This window comes from Shewanella sp. ISTPL2 (assembly GCF_013283205.1).
In the GTDB taxonomy this organism is placed as follows: domain Bacteria; phylum Pseudomonadota; class Gammaproteobacteria; order Enterobacterales; family Shewanellaceae; genus Shewanella; species Shewanella oncorhynchi.
In genome coordinates, this window is sequence record NZ_JAAPAV010000001.1 from 37,265 (window position 1) to 55,033 (window position 17,769).

The 17,769-nt window shown below is 45.5% G+C and carries 14 protein-coding genes; 5 read left to right on the forward strand and 9 right to left on the reverse strand.

Translation table 11 applies throughout. The features are described 5' to 3' along the window. The first annotated feature begins 1 nt into the window (after nt 1). The 3 genes from HUB64_RS00185 to HUB64_RS00195 are packed head-to-tail and all read left to right on the forward strand — an operon-like array spanning nt 2 to nt 1,943. Nucleotides 2-1,228 (forward strand): sulfite oxidase, encoded by a 1,227-nt coding sequence (locus tag HUB64_RS00185; RefSeq protein WP_173496101.1) that lies wholly within the window; start codon nt 2-4, stop codon nt 1,226-1,228. Next, a complete protein-coding gene (locus HUB64_RS00190; RefSeq protein ID WP_173496102.1) occupies nt 1,228-1,611 on the forward strand; it encodes a cytochrome C in 384 nt (127 codons plus the stop codon). The genes HUB64_RS00185 and HUB64_RS00190 overlap by 1 nt, the downstream gene beginning before the upstream one ends. Continuing rightward, nucleotides 1,608-1,943 carry a c-type cytochrome gene (locus HUB64_RS00195; RefSeq protein ID WP_173496103.1) on the forward strand — a complete coding sequence of 112 codons (336 nt, stop codon included), beginning with the start codon at nt 1,608-1,610 and terminating at the stop codon, nt 1,941-1,943. Before HUB64_RS00190 ends, HUB64_RS00195 begins: the two co-directional genes overlap by 4 nt. A 93-nt stretch (nt 1,944-2,036) precedes the next feature. Here the strand turns inward: HUB64_RS00195 and HUB64_RS00200 are convergent, their stop codons facing one another. Then, nucleotides 2,037-2,957 carry a biotin-dependent carboxyltransferase family protein gene (locus HUB64_RS00200; RefSeq protein WP_173496104.1) on the reverse strand — a complete coding sequence of 307 codons (921 nt, stop codon included), beginning with the start codon at nt 2,955-2,957 and terminating at the stop codon, nt 2,037-2,039. A gap of 333 nt (nt 2,958-3,290) precedes the next feature. On the opposite strand from HUB64_RS00200, the gene HUB64_RS00205 reads away from it, so the two are divergent. Continuing rightward, nucleotides 3,291-4,331, forward strand: coding sequence for an HDOD domain-containing protein (locus HUB64_RS00205; protein WP_173496105.1), 1,041 nt, complete (start codon nt 3,291-3,293; stop codon nt 4,329-4,331). 101 nt (nt 4,332-4,432) lie between these two features. Here the strand turns inward: HUB64_RS00205 and glyS are convergent, their stop codons facing one another. Continuing rightward, complete coding sequence (glyS, locus tag HUB64_RS00210; protein ID WP_173496106.1) at nt 4,433-6,502, reverse strand: glycine--tRNA ligase subunit beta; 2,070 nt, start codon at nt 6,500-6,502, stop codon at nt 4,433-4,435. A gap of 10 nt (nt 6,503-6,512) precedes the next feature. After that, nucleotides 6,513-7,418 (reverse strand): glycine--tRNA ligase subunit alpha, encoded by a 906-nt coding sequence (gene glyQ, locus HUB64_RS00215; protein ID WP_006084781.1) that lies wholly within the window; start codon nt 7,416-7,418, stop codon nt 6,513-6,515. 117 nt (nt 7,419-7,535) lie between these two features. Between glyQ and HUB64_RS00220 the strand changes: the two genes are divergently transcribed. Further along, entirely contained in the window at nt 7,536-8,126 is a 591-nt protein-coding gene (locus HUB64_RS00220) for a DNA-3-methyladenine glycosylase I (protein WP_173496107.1), read from the forward strand. A 171-nt stretch (nt 8,127-8,297) separates the two neighbouring features. Here the strand turns inward: HUB64_RS00220 and HUB64_RS00225 are convergent, their stop codons facing one another. From HUB64_RS00225 to fadB, 6 genes are all read right to left on the reverse strand, one after another. Beyond that, nucleotides 8,298-11,486, reverse strand: coding sequence for an amidohydrolase family protein (locus HUB64_RS00225; RefSeq protein WP_173496108.1), 3,189 nt, complete (start codon nt 11,484-11,486; stop codon nt 8,298-8,300). A 244-nt stretch (nt 11,487-11,730) separates the two neighbouring features. Beyond that, nucleotides 11,731-12,177, reverse strand: coding sequence for an MOSC domain-containing protein (locus HUB64_RS00230; RefSeq protein WP_173496109.1), 447 nt, complete (start codon nt 12,175-12,177; stop codon nt 11,731-11,733). A 48-nt stretch (nt 12,178-12,225) separates the two neighbouring features. Continuing rightward, the gene (tusA, locus tag HUB64_RS00235) at nt 12,226-12,471 is read right to left on the reverse strand and encodes a sulfurtransferase TusA (protein ID WP_173496110.1); all 246 of its coding nucleotides are present in this window, start codon (nt 12,469-12,471) and stop codon (nt 12,226-12,228) included. A 175-nt stretch (nt 12,472-12,646) separates the two neighbouring features. Beyond that, a complete protein-coding gene (locus HUB64_RS00240; RefSeq protein ID WP_173496111.1) occupies nt 12,647-13,813 on the reverse strand; it encodes a diguanylate cyclase in 1,167 nt (388 codons plus the stop codon). A 244-nt stretch (nt 13,814-14,057) separates the two neighbouring features. Next, nucleotides 14,058-15,221, reverse strand: coding sequence for an acetyl-CoA C-acyltransferase FadA (gene fadA, locus HUB64_RS00245; protein ID WP_014609502.1), 1,164 nt, complete (start codon nt 15,219-15,221; stop codon nt 14,058-14,060). Nucleotides 15,222-15,243: 22 nt separating this feature from the next. After that, entirely contained in the window at nt 15,244-17,394 is a 2,151-nt protein-coding gene (fadB, locus tag HUB64_RS00250) for a fatty acid oxidation complex subunit alpha FadB (RefSeq protein WP_173496112.1), read from the reverse strand. Nucleotides 17,395-17,769 lie beyond the last annotated feature (375 nt).

Genomic DNA, 17,769 nt, shown 5'->3' on the forward strand with positions numbered 1-17,769 from the left:
CATGGATCTTAATCGTCGGGTTTTTATTAAAGGTGCGGTAGCGACTTCTGTTTTATCTGCCTTACCCGTTAAGTGGGTATTTGCCGATCAGCTTCCCGCAGAGGTCATTCCTCTGGATATATCAGCATTAACTTGGACTAAGGGTGAGGACTTGCCGAGTTATTTCAAAGTGTTAAACACTCATCCACTGAATGCGTTTCCGCCGGAGCATAAGCTCGCTCCTGCTGTGACGCCTGCCGATGCCTCGTTTATCCGTTGGAATGGCATAGTGCCTGACTTTAAGGCGTTAGATGCTAAAACTTGGACTTTTCAAGTGGATGGTGAGTCTGTTATCACCCCAAAAACCTACACAATTGATGAACTTAAGCGTCGCTTTAAGCATTACACATTGCAGTTGCTGATTGAATGTGGCGGCAATAGTCGCTCTGGCTTTTTTCCTAGTACTAAGGGTAATCAGTGGAATAATGCTGGCGTATTTTGCTCCGAGTGGACAGGTGTTTTAGTGAGTGATGTGCTTAAGGATTGCGGTATTAAATCTGATGCTGTTTACACAGGCCACCACGGTGTTGATCGGCATTTGAGCGGCAAAGGTGAGGCGATTTCACGCGGCGTACCAATAAAGGCGGCGCTCGAAGAGCTTGGGCTTATTGCATGGTCGATGAACGGTGAGGACATTCCGTATTTACATGGATATCCCTTACGTATTGTGTTTGGTGGACGGCCAGGCTCCGTTTCGCAAAAAGCGGCGACGGGGATCAGTGTGCGTAATAAAGTCCATGATGGACATAAAATGGAAGCACCAGCGTATCAACTCCCTAAATATCCTATAGCGCCAGGTGAGTCCGTTGATGATAAAGACTATAAAATCATTGAAGAAATGATAGTGAAGTCATTGATCACTCAACCCCAATCTGGAACCGAATTAGCTGTGGGTCAAAAGATGACTATCGCAGGCCATGCTTGGGCGGGATTGCGGGAAGTGGTTAAGGTGGAAGTCAGTTACGATTATGGCACCCGTTGGTTTGCCGCTGAATTAGAAAAACCTAAAAACATAACAGCATGGCAGCAATGGAAGATTGAATTGCAATTACCGTCGCAGGGCTATTATGAAATCTGGGCCAAAGCGACCGATAGTGAAGGTGATAGTCAGCCTGTCGTACAACCGCAATGGAATCCTAAGGGATATATGTTTAACGGCTGCCACCGTATTGCCGTTAGGGTGGTGTGATGAAGTCGCATATCAATAAACTGATATTGCTTGGGCTAGTGGCATCCGGTATTTCGCTAGCCGCTGAGTATCCAGTGGACCCTAAATCGGGTTTGATCATGGCTCCTGGCTGGGAGTTAGTGAACTATCAATGTAATGCTTGCCATACCAGTATGATAGTCGTGCAAAACCACGGTGATAAAGCCTTTTGGAAAGAGGCTTTGCAGTGGATGATAGACACTCAGGGTTTATGGGACTTGTCGGATACTTGGGAGCCCACCTTGAGTTATCTAAGCACTCATTATGGGCAGGCTGAAATGGATATGACGATCTTCAGACGTCTACCTTTAGAACCGAACCTGCAGCCTGTGCTAGTTAAGCCTTTCCCTAAGGAACCAAAATGAAAGCGATTATCATAAGTTTGATTGCGCTATGTGGCTTATCTACAGAGGTTAATGGAGAGGTTTATCAATCAGATATAGAGCGAGGTCAGGCATTGGCTACGGCACAGTGTGAGTCATGCCATGGCAATGCGGTGATCGCTATGGCCAAGCAATTCCCAAACTTAAAGGGACAAAAATTAGCTTATCTTAATAAACAGCTCGTCGATTTTAAAACCGGTTTACGACTCGATCCTTTGATGCAATCACAAGTCAGCGCGTTAAGCTCTGAGCAATTACAAGATGTGGCGCTGTTTTATAGCCAGCAAGTTACACCGAACCTAAGTGCGAATTAGCGCGAGCATAGTGTGTTATTTGAATTAAACCGATATAGGGTTTAGTAGGGAATACGGGGTGATATTTTGTAGATTTGATTATGTAGTGGTTCGTTAACCTAGGCTACGTTGTAGTCGATAGAAGTAGTCATGCCACTCTGCTTGCGCCGTTGCGGCTTGTTCATCGTCGACTAATTCGAATGTTACTGTCTGCCCTGGGCGAGTTTGCGCGAGTTTCCACAGATCGGCTTCAATAATCACGGCGATTTGAGGATGATTGCTGGTGGTCTTAGCATCGGCAAGTAACACTAAAGGTTGCCCTGAAGCTGACACTTGAATGACTCCTGGCTTGACTGTATGTGATTGAATGGGAAATGGTTTTGCTAAGGTCAATATTTCCCCGTTGAGTATTGCACTTGCACGATTGCTTTCTGCCGAAAGTTGCCACTGTGTTTGCCAGAATATTTGCTGAGATTTCAACGAGAAGGCTTGGGTGTGCTTTGTTGCGAGTGCGCGAATATGCCCATTCCAACTTTTTTGAATTGCGCCAACTTGCCTTCTTAGTGGATGTGCGGAACCTAAGGTCAGGTTATCGCCAGCTTCTAATGCGCGACCATGAAATCCACCGATACCTGAGGTTAAATCAGTTGCAGCAGAATCCATCACTAACGGCACTCTAACGCCGCCATCAATCGCAACATAGGCACGCATGCCTTTATTTCCCCCTCTAAGACTGAGTTTTTGTCCTGCCTTAATGGAGTAGCGCCAGCCGCAAACAATGGGTTTATTGTCTATGCGGGCATCGAAATCGGCACCCGTTAAGGCAATCCAAGCATCACGTTTAAACAAAAAAATCGATTGGCCGAAGGTCAATTCCAGTACGGGTGTATTGTCTGGATTTGAGAGTAGGCGGTTTGCTAAACACAGTGCAGGTCTATCTAAGGCACCAGCTTGGGTTACGCCTAAATGTCGATATCCCATGCGTCCGATATCTTGAACTGTGGTTAGTGCACCCGCTTTTATTACCTCGATCATCAAATTTTCCGTTGTTAGCTCGCGAGTAGATTGTTAATCACTTAAAGGGAGACAAAATACGTATCCCTTTATGAATGGTAGGCATATTGTCAGTTAAATGATGCTGGAATGTAAGTTTTTTGAGGTTTCAACTTGTAACCAAGATTGTCTTTGTAAAAGCAGTAATGGTGGGATAGAAGAAGTCCGAAATGAATTGAATATGTTACACTTAAGCTAAGTATTAGCCTCTCTACAATGCCTTAATACATGGCTTGAGCTGATCAAAATGGATTTATGATGGGCAATATTTAACTGACTTTTTAACAATTATTTATAATGACAGGTTGATGCTTCTTGATTAAATCACTTTTTAACAAACTCTTTAATATTCGTGATACGGCGACCGTTGAGAGACCCAAAAGTTTTTCAACGACGGACTTAGGTAAGTCGCTTGAACCTGCGCGAAAGCCAGCTAAATCTCTCGAAGATATTAGCGTGGTATCTGTCGATTTATCTGCACTCTTTTATAGTTTGTTATTTCCGACACGGGTTAAGGACACTGGCGGTGTAGCGAATAATCTTGAACGTAGAGTCATGGCTGAGATAGAGCAGGCCTTAGCGTCGCCACAAGTCATCGCCGAAAAAGTGTTAAAGCTGCCGTCAAAGGTATTGGAGTTAGATCGTAAATTGTCCGACCCACAATTTGATATTAAGGATCTATTAGCGCTTATCGAGCGAGATCCTTTATTGAGTGTGGAGGTGCTTAAGCTGTGTAATTCTCCCGCGTTTAAACGTAGCGATAGGGATATCACCAGTTTACAGCAGGCTTTGGTACAGCTTGGCCGCGAACAGTTGAGAAAATTTGTCACCACTTGTTTAGTGCGTGAAATGTTGGATATCAAACCAATCTATTTTCGTCGTTTTGGGGCTGAAATTTGGCGCCATTCGATGCAGGTTGCTTTTCTTGCCAGTGAGTTAAGCGATGAAGATCAAGATACGGCTTTTTTATTGGGCCTATTACACGATGTCGGCAAGTTAGCCATTTTTAAAATGCTCCTTGATGCATTTGTACAGGCAGAGCCGGGAGAACAGCCTAATTCTGGATTATTTAGACAAGTGATGACGACGAAATCGTTAACCTTGAGTTCATTGCTTGCTAAGCATTGGCAGTTACCCAATACCTTTGAAACAGAATTAGACAAGCTCGCCAGTGTGAACTCGCGCCCGCAAGCGGGGCTCGCCGCAGTGGTATGGCGGGCGAATGTGATCAGCGAGATTTCTATGCTGCATCAAGCAGGGCAATTATCCCCTGAGATACTGGCGAATTTACTGCAGCAAGTTAACTTGGATCATGCCCAATTTGATGGCTTACATCAAAAACTGCTGCAGTTTTGATTGGGCAATTTAATACATTTGGTATAAGAAATCAGGACAATAAAAAACGCGCTATTGAGCGCGTTTTTATAAAGCGATAATTTTATTAAACCTTAGTATCGTTATTGCAGTAGTGATATATCCGCTACGTGCAGGAACTGCTCGCGTAGATTATTCAATAATGCTAAACGATTGTTTTTCAAAGCTTCATCATCCGCCATAACCATCACATCTTCGAAAAACTGATCCACGCTTTCACGCAGGCCAGCTAACAAAGTTAAGGCTTGCTGGTAATCAGCATTGGCAAACAAAGGTGCCAACTGTGGTTGTAGTTCGTTCAATTTGGCCGCCAATGCTTGCTCTGCGGCTTCGGTCAACAAACTTGCATTGATCCTTGTCGGTAAAGCGCCTTCAACCTTAGCCAGAATGTTGGATACACGTTTGTTCGCTGCTGCAAGTGCGCCAGAAGCTTCTAGGCTTCTAAAGTGTGATACCGCATTGATACGACTATCAAAATCAGCTGGGCGTGTTGGGCGACGTGCTAGCACTGCTAAGATTACATCAACACCAATACCTTTATCTTGATACCAAGCGCGGAAGCGTGCCATTAAGAATTCAAGTACTTCCTCTGCAGCGTTTGCGTTGCTTAAGTTAGTACCGTGGAGCTCCTGAGCTTTAGCAATCAGCGTTACTAAGTCCAGTGGCAGTTTGTTCTCTACGATAATACGCAGCACACCAATGGCGGCACGGCGTAGGGCAAAGGGATCGGCTGCGCCTTTTGGTGCTTGGCCAATACCAAAGATACCGACTAAAGTATCGAGCTTATCTGCTAATGCGACTGCGCAAGATACGCCAGCACTAGGCACTGTATCGCCAGAGAACTTAGGCTTGTATTGCTCTTCCATTGCAACCGCAACGGCTTCGGTTTCACCATCGAGGCGGGCGTAGTGCATGCCCATAGTGCCTTGAGTGTCGGTAAACTCCATCACCATATTGGTCATCAAATCGGTTTTAGATAACAAACCTGCACGGGCTGCATCAACCGCATTCGCGCCAGTTTGTCTGGCAATAAAGGCGGCTAGGGCAGAAATACGATTCACTTTGTCTTTTAAGGTGCCGAGCTGTTGTTGGAACAGGACGGTTTCTAGGCTAGGTAAACGTGATTCCAGCGTGTGTTTTTTATCGGTATTAAAAAAGAACTCGGCGTCGGCAAGACGTGGACGAACGACTTTCTCGTTACCTGAGATAATTTGCGCGGGATCTTTAGATTCGATATTGGCTACAAAGATAAAGTTTGGCAGTAACTTGCCCGCGTCATCAAAGACTGGGAAGTATTTTTGATCGCCCTTCATGGTGTAGACCAAAGCTTCAGACGGTACACTTAAGAATTTTTCTTCGAAGCTAGCGGTCAATACTACTGGCCATTCAACCAAAGAGGTGACCTCTTCAAGCAGGCTATCTTCGATATCGGCTGTGCCACCAATCTTAGCGGCGGCTTTTTCGGCATCGGCTTTGATTAATGCTTTACGGCTTTCGTAATCGGCGATGACTTTGCCTTTTTCTTTTAGGTCGGCAAGGTAGTGATCAGCGTGTACTAATTCAAACTGCTTGAGCCCCATAAAGCGGTGACCGCGAACAGTGCGTGCCGATTTGATACTCAGCAATTCACCTTCAATCAACTCACTGCCTAACAACATAGTTGCTGTGTGCACAGGGCGAATAAATTGGGTTTTATTATTGCCCCAACGCATTGGCTTAGGAATGGGCAATTTATCGAGGGCTCGTTGCGCCATAGCAGCGATCAAACTTTTGGTTTCGACGCCTTCAACTTTGGCGTTATGGACTAACCATTCGCCTTTATCTGTAACTAAACGTTCGGCTTGTTCAACAGTAATACCATTACCACGTGCCCAACCTTCGGCGGCTTTAGTCGGTTTGCCTTCAGCATCGAATGCTGAACTCACTGCTGGGCCGCGTTTTTCAACGACTTTGTCAGCTTGTGCAAGGGCAAGTTCAGTGACGTTAATTGCCAGACGACGTGGCGCTGCGTACCAAACGGCTGAGCTGAACGCTAAATCGGCTTTGGTGAGTTCTTCAGTAAAGTTAGCTAAAAAGGATTCAGCTAGTTTACGCAGTGACTTAGGGGGTAATTCTTCCGTGCCTAACTCTATGAGTAAGTTTTCAAAATTCATGTTTTTACCTCTACTTACACATTGGGAAGCCAAGCGCTTCGCGTGCCTGATAATAAGATTCAGCGACCGCTTTCGCCATAGTACGAACGCGTAAGATGTAGCGTTGGCGCTCGGTAACTGAAATGGCATGGCGGGCATCGAGCAGGTTGAAGGCGTGTGAGGCTTTCATCACTTGCTCGTAGGCGGGCAGAGGTAAGGGTTTTTCTAGCGACAATAAATGCTGACACATTTTTTCGCACTGATCGAACAGGGTGAACATAAAATCCACATCGGCGTGTTCGAAGTTATAGGTCGATTGCTCGACTTCGTTTTGATGGAACACATCGCCATAGGTGATTAGGCCTAGTGGACCATCGGTCCATACGAGATCATAAACACTATCTACGCCTTGGATATACATGGCCAGCCGCTCTAGGCCATAGGTGATTTCACCTGTGACAGGGCTGCATTCGATGCCGCCGACCTGTTGGAAGTAAGTAAACTGAGTCACTTCCATACCATTAAGCCAAACTTCCCAGCCTAAGCCCCAAGCACCTAGTGTTGGTGATTCCCAGTTATCTTCCACAAAGCGGATATCGTGGATTTGAGTATCAATACCCAGTGCTTGCAGTGAGCCTAAATACAGCTCTTGAATATTGTCAGGTGAAGGCTTCAACACGACTTGGAATTGGTAGTAGTGCTGCAGACGGTTAGGGTTTTCACCGTAACGACCATCCGTAGGGCGGCGCGATGGCTGCACATAGGCACTGCTCATAGGTTCTGGCCCTAAAGAACGTAGGAAAGTTTGTGGGTGGAATGTACCCGCGCCGACTTCCATATCTAGAGGTTGAACAATTGCACAGCCTTGCTGTGCCCAATATTCCTGCAGGGTGAGAATGAAACCCTGAAATGTTTTTACGTCGTGTTTTGTCGTCATGTCTACTTGTCTACTGCCGTCAGCCTGAATAGAAAATGGGTTCGATTATACCTTGTAGATATCTGCTTATGTAGGTTATTTTTTACCTTCTTAATTAAAACAATAAGGTTATATACCATGGAAGAGATCCGCTGTGGCTGGGTCAGTGATGATCCCTTGTATCGTGAGTATCACGACAAAGTGTGGGGGCGACCTGTTTATGATCCAAAGGAGCTGTTTGCTAAGTTGTGTTTAGATGGTCAACAGGCCGGATTATCTTGGATAACTATCCTGAAGAAGCAACAAAACTATGAACAGGCCTTTGCTAATTTTGAACCTGAGATTATTGCGACTTTCGATGAGGCGAAGGTAGAGGAGCTCATGTTGAATCCCGGTATAGTGCGCAATCGCTTGAAGGTGAACTCTATCATCAAGAATGCTAAAGGTTATTTAGCCTATACAGCCGATGGGAAGGATTTCTCTGCATTTTTATGGAGCTTTGTGGGCGGAAAACCCATAGTTAATCAGATTACGGCAATGTCGCAGGTTCCTGCACAAACACCAGAATCTGAAGCCATGTCAAAAGCGTTGAAGAAACTCGGATTCAATTTTGTCGGCCCAACCATTTGTTATGCCTTTATGCAGGCGGTGGGTATGGTGAACGATCACCTTGTCGAGTGTATTTCCTATCAGGCCTGTGTTGATTCCTGTGCTGAGCATAGCCACTAGAATCATTAATCGTTGATCTGACTGATATTAAAGAAAACTCTTGTAGAGTATCCAAATACAAAAAAGCATGTTCCACGTGGAACATGCTTTTTGAGCTTCGCTGGAACTCATCTTGTTAAACTTAAACGGTCTCAACAGGAAAGCTATTTTCCTTAGACTTGAAAGTTGCCCTTAGAGTTTCTCAAAGAAAAACGGCTTACGCTGTGCTTTATCCCCATTAAGTTCATTCATAGTCTCTGCATCAAATAACTTACCATTGACCATAGTATGAGTGACTCTGTCGGTGACTCGAATGTCGGCTAATGGATCACCATCAATAACGATCAAGTCTGCGAGCTTACCTTCTTTGATAGAACCGAGTTGCTGCTCCATGCCAAAGGTCGTCGCTGGATTAATGGTGGCCGTTTTCAACACTTCCATATTGCTCATGCCGCCTTGGGCAAACATCCACATTTCCCAATGTGCCGCTAAACCTTCACGCTGACCGTGGGCGCCAATATTTGGGTGAACCCCTAACTTATTGAGCTCGTTAGCAACCTTAGCAACATTGAAATGATTGTAGTGGCTCTCTGGAGCATGGGGGCGTCGCATTGATCTTGCTTGCAAAATATCGGCTGGCACATACATGGATAGGCGTGGATGGGCCCACACATCGGTTTTATCATACCAGTAGTTTTCACCAGAAATACCACCATAGGCGACCACTAAGGTTGGCGTGTAACCAACTTGAGTCTGGCTCCAAAACTGTTTGATATCGTTATAGATTGAACCAACGGGGAGTGAGTGCTCAATCGTAGTATGTCCATCGGCGACCATGCTTAAATTATGTTGCAGCAAGCTGCCACCTTCAGGGACAACCATCATTTCAAGTTCACGTGCTGCAGCTATGACTTGCTGTCTCTGATTGCGGCGCGGTTGGTTATAGCTTTTTACGCTAAAGGCTCCGACTTTTTTCAGGCGTTCAAGATGAAACTTGGCATCATCCAGTGAGTCTATGTGCGATGTGTAGCCAGGCGCATTTGCGCCATAGAGTATGGTGCCGGTGGAGAATATTCGTGGGCCAACAATATTGCCTGCTTTTTGTTGCTCAGATGCGGCAAAGATTTCTGTGGTGTCATTCGAGGGATCGTGAATCGTGGTGACACCCAAGGATAAACCGGAATACAGCGCCCAGTTCTGTTGTGGCACAATTTCATCATCTGCTTGCGGTCCATGGGCGTGGGCATCGAATAGTCCTGGCATAATGGATTTGCCTTTGATGTCGATGATCTGCGCATCCTTAGGAATCGCAACATTGGCATCACCTACGGCGACAATATGATTGTCTTTGACTATGACCACACCATTATCAATCACCTGGTCATTTTCCATCGTAATCACTTTACCGCCGACGAAGGCGATTGTTCCACGTGGAACATCGGCCTTTTCGGTAAAGCCTAAATCGATAATGCTTGGTTGTGCCTTTTCATCTTTGTCGCGATATTGAGTGTCAACCTTGGCTTGGTACAACTCGGGGCCAAGAGTCCAATATAGTTGGTCGCTTTTACTGTTCCAACTGATACTTTCGCCCGCACGGGTACTCAATTGGCTTACAGGTAGATTGTTGGCATTGGGGCCAATCTCAACTGTCTCGCCGTGTTTAGCAAAAGGTGTTACCCAAACTTTAAAGCGTTCAGCAAAGGCGAGTTGCTCACCATCGGGTGAAACCCTAAATTCAGTTGCATGTTTGCTGCTGTAATGAACCCGCTTATCGAAGCCGTCTAAGTTGATCGATGATAATTGCGGCGTTTCATCTTCGCTGCTATTCATAAAAAAGACGCGATCGGCATTGGCACCGAATTGAGCTTGATAGCCATCGGTACTGATCTTGCTATTTTGTTTACCTTTAATATCGACTTTATATAGCCCGGGCTCCTGCGACCAAGTTCTTGGTGTGAGGTTACCGCCTTGAGTTTTACGATACACTACGAGTTCACCATTGGGTGAAAAGGTGGGTTCGACATACTTTCCTGGCTCAGATGTTAGCTGCTTAGGTTTGCCACCTTTTGCGCTAATCACTTGTACTGTGCCTTGGTCTTGGTCATTCCAAGTGGTAAAAACAATATTTTTACCATCGCGCGACCATTGGGGATAAAGTTCTGTAATATTTTTGTCTAGATCAGTCAAGCGTGACATTCTGCCATCGGGTAAGGATTTTAACCAAATTTTCCCCAGTGCTTCGAATACGACTTTGTTGCCATCCGGTGAGACTTGCGCCATACGTAGCATTTTTACATCGAAAACGTCTTTATCGATATCTTGCTTAAAGCGCACTGAGGGCTGTACGGCTAACTCAGTTTTTACACTAAAGGGGATATCTGTGAGTGTTTTATTGGCAACATTCAGGCGGTTAATTTTGCCTTTGGCCCAGAAGAAAATATCCTTGTTATCTTGTGTCCATGCCATTGTTGGATAGACGCCATGAATGGCCCACGTCTCTTGCATATCCCTGTCTAGCTCGCCAAACAGTTTAGTCGTCTCTCCCGACTTAAGCTCGAGTAGGTAGAGTGACGACTGAAAATCATCGCGCTTAATATAGGCGAGCTTAGTGCCGTCTGGGCTCGGCGTTGGCCGAATTGCACCACCCGTGCCTTCGATTAATACTTCAATCTCACCAGTCTGAGTATCGTAGCGTTTGATTTTGTAGATACCGTTGACCGAATCCTTTGAGTAATGGAAGGTTTTACCCGGCGTGTCATCCTGACTAAAGTAGATATAGCGACCATCGGGTGAATACGCGGGTTCACCTAAATCTTTCTCATCATTAGGACGCTCGGTCAATTTAACGCCTTCACCACCCGCAACGTGGTATAGCCACACTTCGCCCGCACCCAAACTACGACTGGCGGTAAAGTGCTTACGGGCAACCAGATACTGGGAGTCTGGGCTCCAAGCTGGACTGTTTAGCAGCCTGAAGGTTTCTTGGGTAACTGTTCTTGGGTTTTTACCATCAGCATCCATAATCCAAATGTTATCACCACCATCACCATCGGACGTAAAAGCAATGTGCTTGCCATCAGGGCTATAGACGGGCTGCATCTGCCAAGCTATGCCTTGGGCTAATGGCTTAGCTTCACCGCCTGTTACTGGAATTTGGTAGATGTCACCGAGTAAGTCGAAGACGATATGCTTACCATCTGGACTGACACTTAAGTTCATCCAAGTGCCTTCATTAACATCAACTTTGACTTGCACTAAGGGAGCATTCGCTGGAGCGTTAACATTCCAAGTCGATTCTTTCGTTTCTGTGGCGTTAACTGCGAGGGTATTCATCCCAAGAGTGAGGGCAATATAAAGCGGGGTAAGTTTAGAGTTAAACATGTCACTTCCTGTTATCGTTCTTATGGGCTACATGATCGGTATTAATCACAAGATAAAGTTTTGTTAATACTTGGTGTAGTTATCGCATAAATAGATAGGAAGGAAAACGTAAATACTGTTTCAATTGATGTTCGAGCTAGAAAGCTGATATTTATATTAGGATTGGGACAACAGAAATAGAACCAAGTTATTTGGTTCTATTTATAGAGGAGTATGGAGAACTAGCTGAGATAGGCTGATTGGATTAGCTAGGAAAGAAAATTGCTATCTCATCACCTAGGTGGATCATGGCATCATTTAATACCCTGCATGTAACACCTCCTCGCCAATCTGGGGTGAGTGCGGCTTCTAAACCGACATGTGCAATTTCCATTTTTTTACAGGGATCGGTCTCACCTGTAATTTCAAGTAGTAACTCACCAATCTGTAAATGTTTACCAACATCTGCACTGCTAAATACCAGACCATCAACGAGCAGATTTGCTCTGCGAGTCGTCCAAGGCAATTCTGCCTCGATAGCACGACAGGCTTGTTGCCATTGTAGTTTGGAAAGCACAGTGACTTGGCGTTTGCCAGGACGACCAAATACATCTTTCTCTACACCATTTAACTGGGTGACATTGGCACAGAGAACCTCATTCATTTGGCCGCGCTTTACAGTTTTATAGGCAATTGCCAGCAGTTTTGGCATAGTTTCTCACATCCTTTTTTAATGATTAAGTCGCTAAAACGATACGACTTAAAGTCCTTTTTTGATCAAATATTGGTATGGCGGCTGAGCCGTTTCGCTGGCGATAAGGGTGTGATCCATAAACTCACAGAAGCTTGGAATATCGCGTGTCGTTGCAGGGTCATCGGCAATGATCAGCAGTGTCTCGCCAGCAGCCATTTGTCTTACCGTTTTACGCACCATCATTACAGGTTCTGGGCAACGTAAGCCAAGTGCATCGAGTCTATGCTGTGCGGTTGAGAAAGCGTCGTTCATATTACCTCTACTGAACGGTTAAGCAGAATTAGCTAATGTTACTCTAGCCCCCATGATAAACCAAGTTGGCGGTCGCAATTTGTGATGTGGTTTGATTGGTGTGCTTTTTGTCGTTACCAAAGCTAGAGATAAAATGTTCCACGTGGAACAAACTTATGGCTTATGGTAATTAACATTACTCAACGGCTTTATCAGCAGCGCTTTGAGATTGAGAGATTGGATGGATGACAGCTGTACTATTCTCTGGTGCTAAATCATTTGCTGCCGCCATAGTTTGTTGCTGCAATTTGGACGCCCGTTTGTAGCTATACATTTTTTGATCGGCTTTATGAATTAAGCTATTGGCTTCTTCATATTCATAGGGGCCAGTATCTGTAATGCCAAAGCTTAAGGAAATATTGTTTAGACTGAGTTTTATTTTTTGATTAAACCGAGTGATGAAATTGTCGCGAGCTTGTTCCTCACGACAGTTAGGCATGATGATACAGAACTCATCTCCACCATATCGAAAACAATGATCTTCAGCACGAGTGGTTTCTTTAATCGCTTTTGCGACAGCACAAAGTACTTCATCACCTGATCTATGGCCTTGAGTGTCATTAAATAATTTAAAATCATCTACATCTAAGTAGATGACACATACAGGCTCGGCGCGTCTTTGGGCAGCTCTGAGTATGCGAGTTGCGGTTTCTTGTAAGTGCCTTACGTTGAGCAAACCTGTTAAGGGATCGGTTTGCGACAGTTCTTCTAACTGCTGGGTCCGCTCTTTGACTTTGCTTTCCATGCTTTGGGCATATTTCTCGGCCTTATCTTTAGCGTTCTCAATCTCGGAGACTAAACTGCGAATATAAGTATCGAATACTAGTGTGACATCAAACAGCACGAGTTTATCAATTGCGGCTCGAATACGTTCGGCTTGACGTACATCTTGTACTGAGCCGTTGATCACGGCATAGATCAACTCCTTGAGTGTGTGCACCGCAGACAGGTAAAGTTTGGGCTCAACACCAATTCGTTTATGGACTAAACCAATCCGCAGGCGATTGTTTACGTACTCAAGATCATAAACACCATTAAATAAATCAATCACATATCTTCTCTGTGCGGTACGCAGGCGGGCAAGGGTGTCTGAGTCTCCAATCAAGAGCGCAATTTCTGACACACTGGTTTGTAAGCCGTAAAAGTCATCGACGATTTTATCGATGTTTTCTTCGATGATAGGCTTAAAGGATTGCAGGGCCTTTACATCTCCCCCAGTAAAAGAGAAGAGCGCTTTACGAGACTCGATCTCCAGCTCAGTGATCCGCATTTGTTCGAAAAGGGTCTGTTTCGTTTGTAGCATCAGGCATTCCTCTGGTAAAACAACGAATTGCATCCTTGCACTACACTGCCTAGATTTGGCTGATGATTGCTTGCCTGTTGTCGCCCACAATAGCCAGTAATGCCCTTGTAGTTAAGTCGATAACGGACTGATTTTCAAATGAACAGCAGAAGAAATGAGAAATATTAATATTTACGATGGCAGAAGATTTGGCATAAAAAAAACCGGAACAAGTTCCGGCTTTGATAATTATTCGATTAACGAATTAAACACGTTCGAACACAGTGGCGATACCTTGGCCTAAACCAATACACATGGTCGCTAAACCTAAGGTCGCGTCTTTGTCTTCCATCAAGTTGATCAGCGTCGTAGAGATACGCGCACCTGAACAACCCAGTGGGTGACCTAGTGCAATCGCGCCGCCGTTGAGGTTGATTTTGTCGTCAACCACATCCGCTAAGCCTAAATCTTTCACACAAGGTAAAGACTGAGCTGCAAACGCTTCGTTCAGTTCAATCACATCTAAATCGGCAACTGTGATACCGGCACGAGCCAGCGCTTTTTGCGTGGCTGGAACAGGGCCGTAACCCATGATAGCCGCATCACAACCCGCAACCGCCATAGAGCGAATACGTGCACGAATTGGTAAGCCAAGTGCGCGCGCTTTAGATTCTTCCATGATTAACATGGCTGAAGCGCCATCAGACAGTGCTGAAGAAGTACCCGCAGTGACAGTACCGTTAACTGGATCAAATACCGGACGCAGTGCTGCTAGAGATTCCATAGTAGTTTCTGGGCGGATCACTTCGTCTTGCAGTACTTTAATTAAGGCACCGTTAGCATCGTGACCTTCAATGCCATAGATTTCCTTGGCAAAACGGCCTTCAATCGTCGCAGCATAAGCACGTTGATGAGAACGTACTGCAAAAGCATCTTGCTGTTCACGGGTAATACCGTGCAGTTTACCCAGCATTTCAGCAGTTAACCCCATCATGCCAGAGGCTTTTGCCACGTTATTAGCAAGACCTGGGTGGAAGTCGACACCATGGCTCATAGGCACGTGGCCCATGTGCTCTACGCCACCAATAATAAAGGTGTCGCCCATGCCAGTCATAATCGCCCGCGCAGCTTGATGGATAGCATCCATTGACGAACCACATAGGCGGTTAACCGTCACAGCGCCAGCGGTCTTTGGAATGCCGGCTAATAGTGAAGCATTACGGGCAATATTGAAGCCTTGCTCTAGGGTTTGTTGCACACAACCCCAAATCACGTCTTCAATTAGGTTTGGGTCGAGTTGCGGATTACGCAGCAACAGACCTTTCATCAATTCGGCAGACAGAGTTTCTGCACGTACATTACGAAATACGCCAGCCTTTGAGCGGCCCATCGGAGTACGAATGCAGTCTACGATAACAGCTTGTTTCATGATTAAATTCCTTTCCCGCTAATTAGGCTTTGTAGTAGCTACCGTTATTGGCTGCTAATGTACGCATCGCATCTGTGACTTGATACAGACCGCCCAAGTGAGCATATTTGTCTGCTAAGGCCACAAAGTTTGCGACACCCATGGTATCCAAGTAACGGAACACGCCGCCTCTGAATGGCGGGAAACCTAAGCCATAAACCAGGCCCATATCCGCTTCGGCAGGTGATGCGACAATGCCTTCTTCTAAACAGCGCACGGTTTCGATGATCATAGGGATCATAGTACGGGCAATAATGTCATCGGCTTCAAAGGCTTTTAAGTCGCCAAAGGCCGCTTTCAATAGGCCGTAGCTCGTAGGATCGACATCTTTCTTCGGTTTACCACGGCTATCGACTGAATAGACATAGAAACCTTTGCCATTTTTCTGGCCAAGACGTTTGTTCTCAAACATCACATCAATCGCATCAGTGCCTGATTTACCCATTCGATCAGGGAAACCTTCAGCCATAACGGCTTGGGCGTGATGACCTGTGTCTAAACCCACTACGTCGAGCAGGTAAGCAGGGCCCATTGGCCAACCGAATTGTTTTTCCATTACCTTGTCGATTGCAGTAAAGTCGCCACCTTCGGCAAGTAAGCCATTAAAGCCTGCAAAGTAAGGGAAGAGTACGCGGTTAACGAAGAAGCCTGGGCAATCGTTTACCACGATTGGGGTTTTGCCCATTTTGCTGGCGTAAGCCACAACAGAGGCGATGGTTTCTTCAGAACTGTGCTCACCACGGATAACTTCTACCAACGGCATTTTGTGCACTGGGTTGAAGAAATGCATACCGCAGAAACGCTCAGGTTTCTTCATGCTCTTAGCGAGCAAGTTGATTGAAATCGTTGAGGTGTTTGACGCGATAATTGCATCTTCACTCACATAGCCTTCAACTTCGGCTAAAACCTGTGCTTTAATTTTTGGATGTTCAACAACGGCTTCAACGACGACATCACTGTGTTTGAGCGCAGCATAATCTAATGAAGGCGTGATGTTGTTCAGCACTTTGGCCATTTTTTCTGGCGTTGAACGACCACGAGCAACTTGGGCAGACAGCAGTTTGGCGGCTTCATTGAGGCCTAAATCTAATGCTGGCTGGGCAATGTCTTTCATGACAATCGGTGTGCCTTTGCTGGCGCTTTGGTAGGCGATACCGCCGCCCATAATGCCAGCACCTAATACGGCAGCGTTTTTCACTTCTTTGGCTAATTTACCCGCTTTTTTCGCTTTGCCTTTAACGAATTGATCATTAAGGAAGATACCGATAAGCGCTTTAGCAACGTCAGTTTTAGCCAGTTTGATAAAGGCTTGATGCTCGATTTGCAGTGCTTCGGTGCGGCCTTTAGTCGATGCTTGCTCAATCACGCTTACTGCGGCCATTGGTGCTGGGTAGTGTTTACCCGCAACAGCAAACACCATGCCTTTAGCAGTGGTGAATGACATCATAGCTTCGAGTTTTGGCAGCGTTAGGGCAGACAGCTTGCGGTTACGACGCGCTTGCCAATCTAACTTTTCAGCAACAGCATCTTTGAGCATTTGAATCGCAGCCGCTTCTAATGCTTCTGGCGCAACCACAGCATCCACAGCACCGACTTTCAGTGCATCTTCAGCGCGTTGGTCGTTACCTGTGGTGATCCATTCAAGTGCGTTATCTGCACCAATCACACGTGGCAGACGAACTGTGCCGCCAAAGCCTGGGATGATGCCGAGTTTAGTTTCAGGTAAACCGATTTTGGCTGTGGTATCTGCGATACGAAAATCCGTTGCCAGAATGGTTTCACAGCCGCCACCTAAGGCAAAGCCTTTGATTGCAGATGCTGTTGGGAAAGGTAAGTCTTCGAGTTTGTTGAAGACAGCGTTGGCTTGTTCAACCCAAGAGAGCAGTACGGCGTCATCTTGTGCGAATAGGCCTAAAAATTCGGTAATGTCGGCACCCACAATAAAGGTATCTTTACTTGAGGTCAGCACTAACGCTTTGATATTGGAATTTTGCTTGATGCTGTCTAATGCGGCATCGAGCGAAGCGAGGGTTTCTCTGTCGAATTTGTTCACCGAACCGGGTGCGTTAAAGCACAGCTTGGCAATATTATCCTCGAGTAACTCAACTTGAATTGTAGGACTTTGGTAGATCATTGCTTGCTTCCTTTTGGCTTAAAAGTGATACCCACCATTATGTGTTGGTGCTAGTACGACTCTCTATCTCACAGCAGCTTCGGCCATCATTTGACCAGTTGTATGCCAGTGTGCTTCGAAATTCGATAAATTACAACACCCAATTTAAACGACTGTTTAATTTCTTGTCGGCTAGAGTGATTTTTCACCTTTGTGATACACTGCACAGAGTGTAGAACACCTAGAGTGCGTTAAATCACTTTGCGGATAAATAGGTCTTTGTCGCTGTTTTCCTTAGACGTTTAAACGCTGCAGCCATGCTAGGGTTGAATAGAATTATTAAAAATAATCATGATGTTATCGCTTTTATGTTCTTTGTTTAGCAGCCATGTATTT

Bases quoted from the DNA above. Each gene is read 5' to 3' on its own strand.
- fadA (WP_014609502.1), bottom strand. From the start codon at position 15,221: ATGAAACAAGCTGTTATCGTAGACTGCATTCGTACTCCGATGGGCCGC.
- HUB64_RS00200 (WP_173496104.1), bottom strand. From the start codon at position 2,957: ATGATCGAGGTAATAAAAGCGGGTGCACTAACCACAGTTCAAGATATC.
- glyS (WP_173496106.1), bottom strand. From the start codon at position 6,502: ATGAATTTTGAAAACTTACTCATAGAGTTAGGCACGGAAGAATTACCC.
- tusA (WP_173496110.1), bottom strand. From the start codon at position 12,471: ATGAACGACGCTTTCTCAACCGCACAGCATAGACTCGATGCACTTGGC.
- HUB64_RS00230 (WP_173496109.1), bottom strand. From the start codon at position 12,177: ATGCCAAAACTGCTGGCAATTGCCTATAAAACTGTAAAGCGCGGCCAA.
- HUB64_RS00185 (WP_173496101.1), top strand. From the start codon at position 2: ATGGATCTTAATCGTCGGGTTTTTATTAAAGGTGCGGTAGCGACTTCT.
- fadB (WP_173496112.1), bottom strand. From the start codon at position 17,394: ATGATCTACCAAAGTCCTACAATTCAAGTTGAGTTACTCGAGGATAAT.
- HUB64_RS00240 (WP_173496111.1), bottom strand. From the start codon at position 13,813: ATGCTACAAACGAAACAGACCCTTTTCGAACAAATGCGGATCACTGAG.
- HUB64_RS00195 (WP_173496103.1), top strand. From the start codon at position 1,608: ATGAAAGCGATTATCATAAGTTTGATTGCGCTATGTGGCTTATCTACA.
- HUB64_RS00190 (WP_173496102.1), top strand. From the start codon at position 1,228: ATGAAGTCGCATATCAATAAACTGATATTGCTTGGGCTAGTGGCATCC.
- HUB64_RS00220 (WP_173496107.1), top strand. From the start codon at position 7,536: ATGGAAGAGATCCGCTGTGGCTGGGTCAGTGATGATCCCTTGTATCGT.
- HUB64_RS00225 (WP_173496108.1), bottom strand. From the start codon at position 11,486: ATGTTTAACTCTAAACTTACCCCGCTTTATATTGCCCTCACTCTTGGG.
- glyQ (WP_006084781.1), bottom strand. From the start codon at position 7,418: ATGACGACAAAACACGACGTAAAAACATTTCAGGGTTTCATTCTCACC.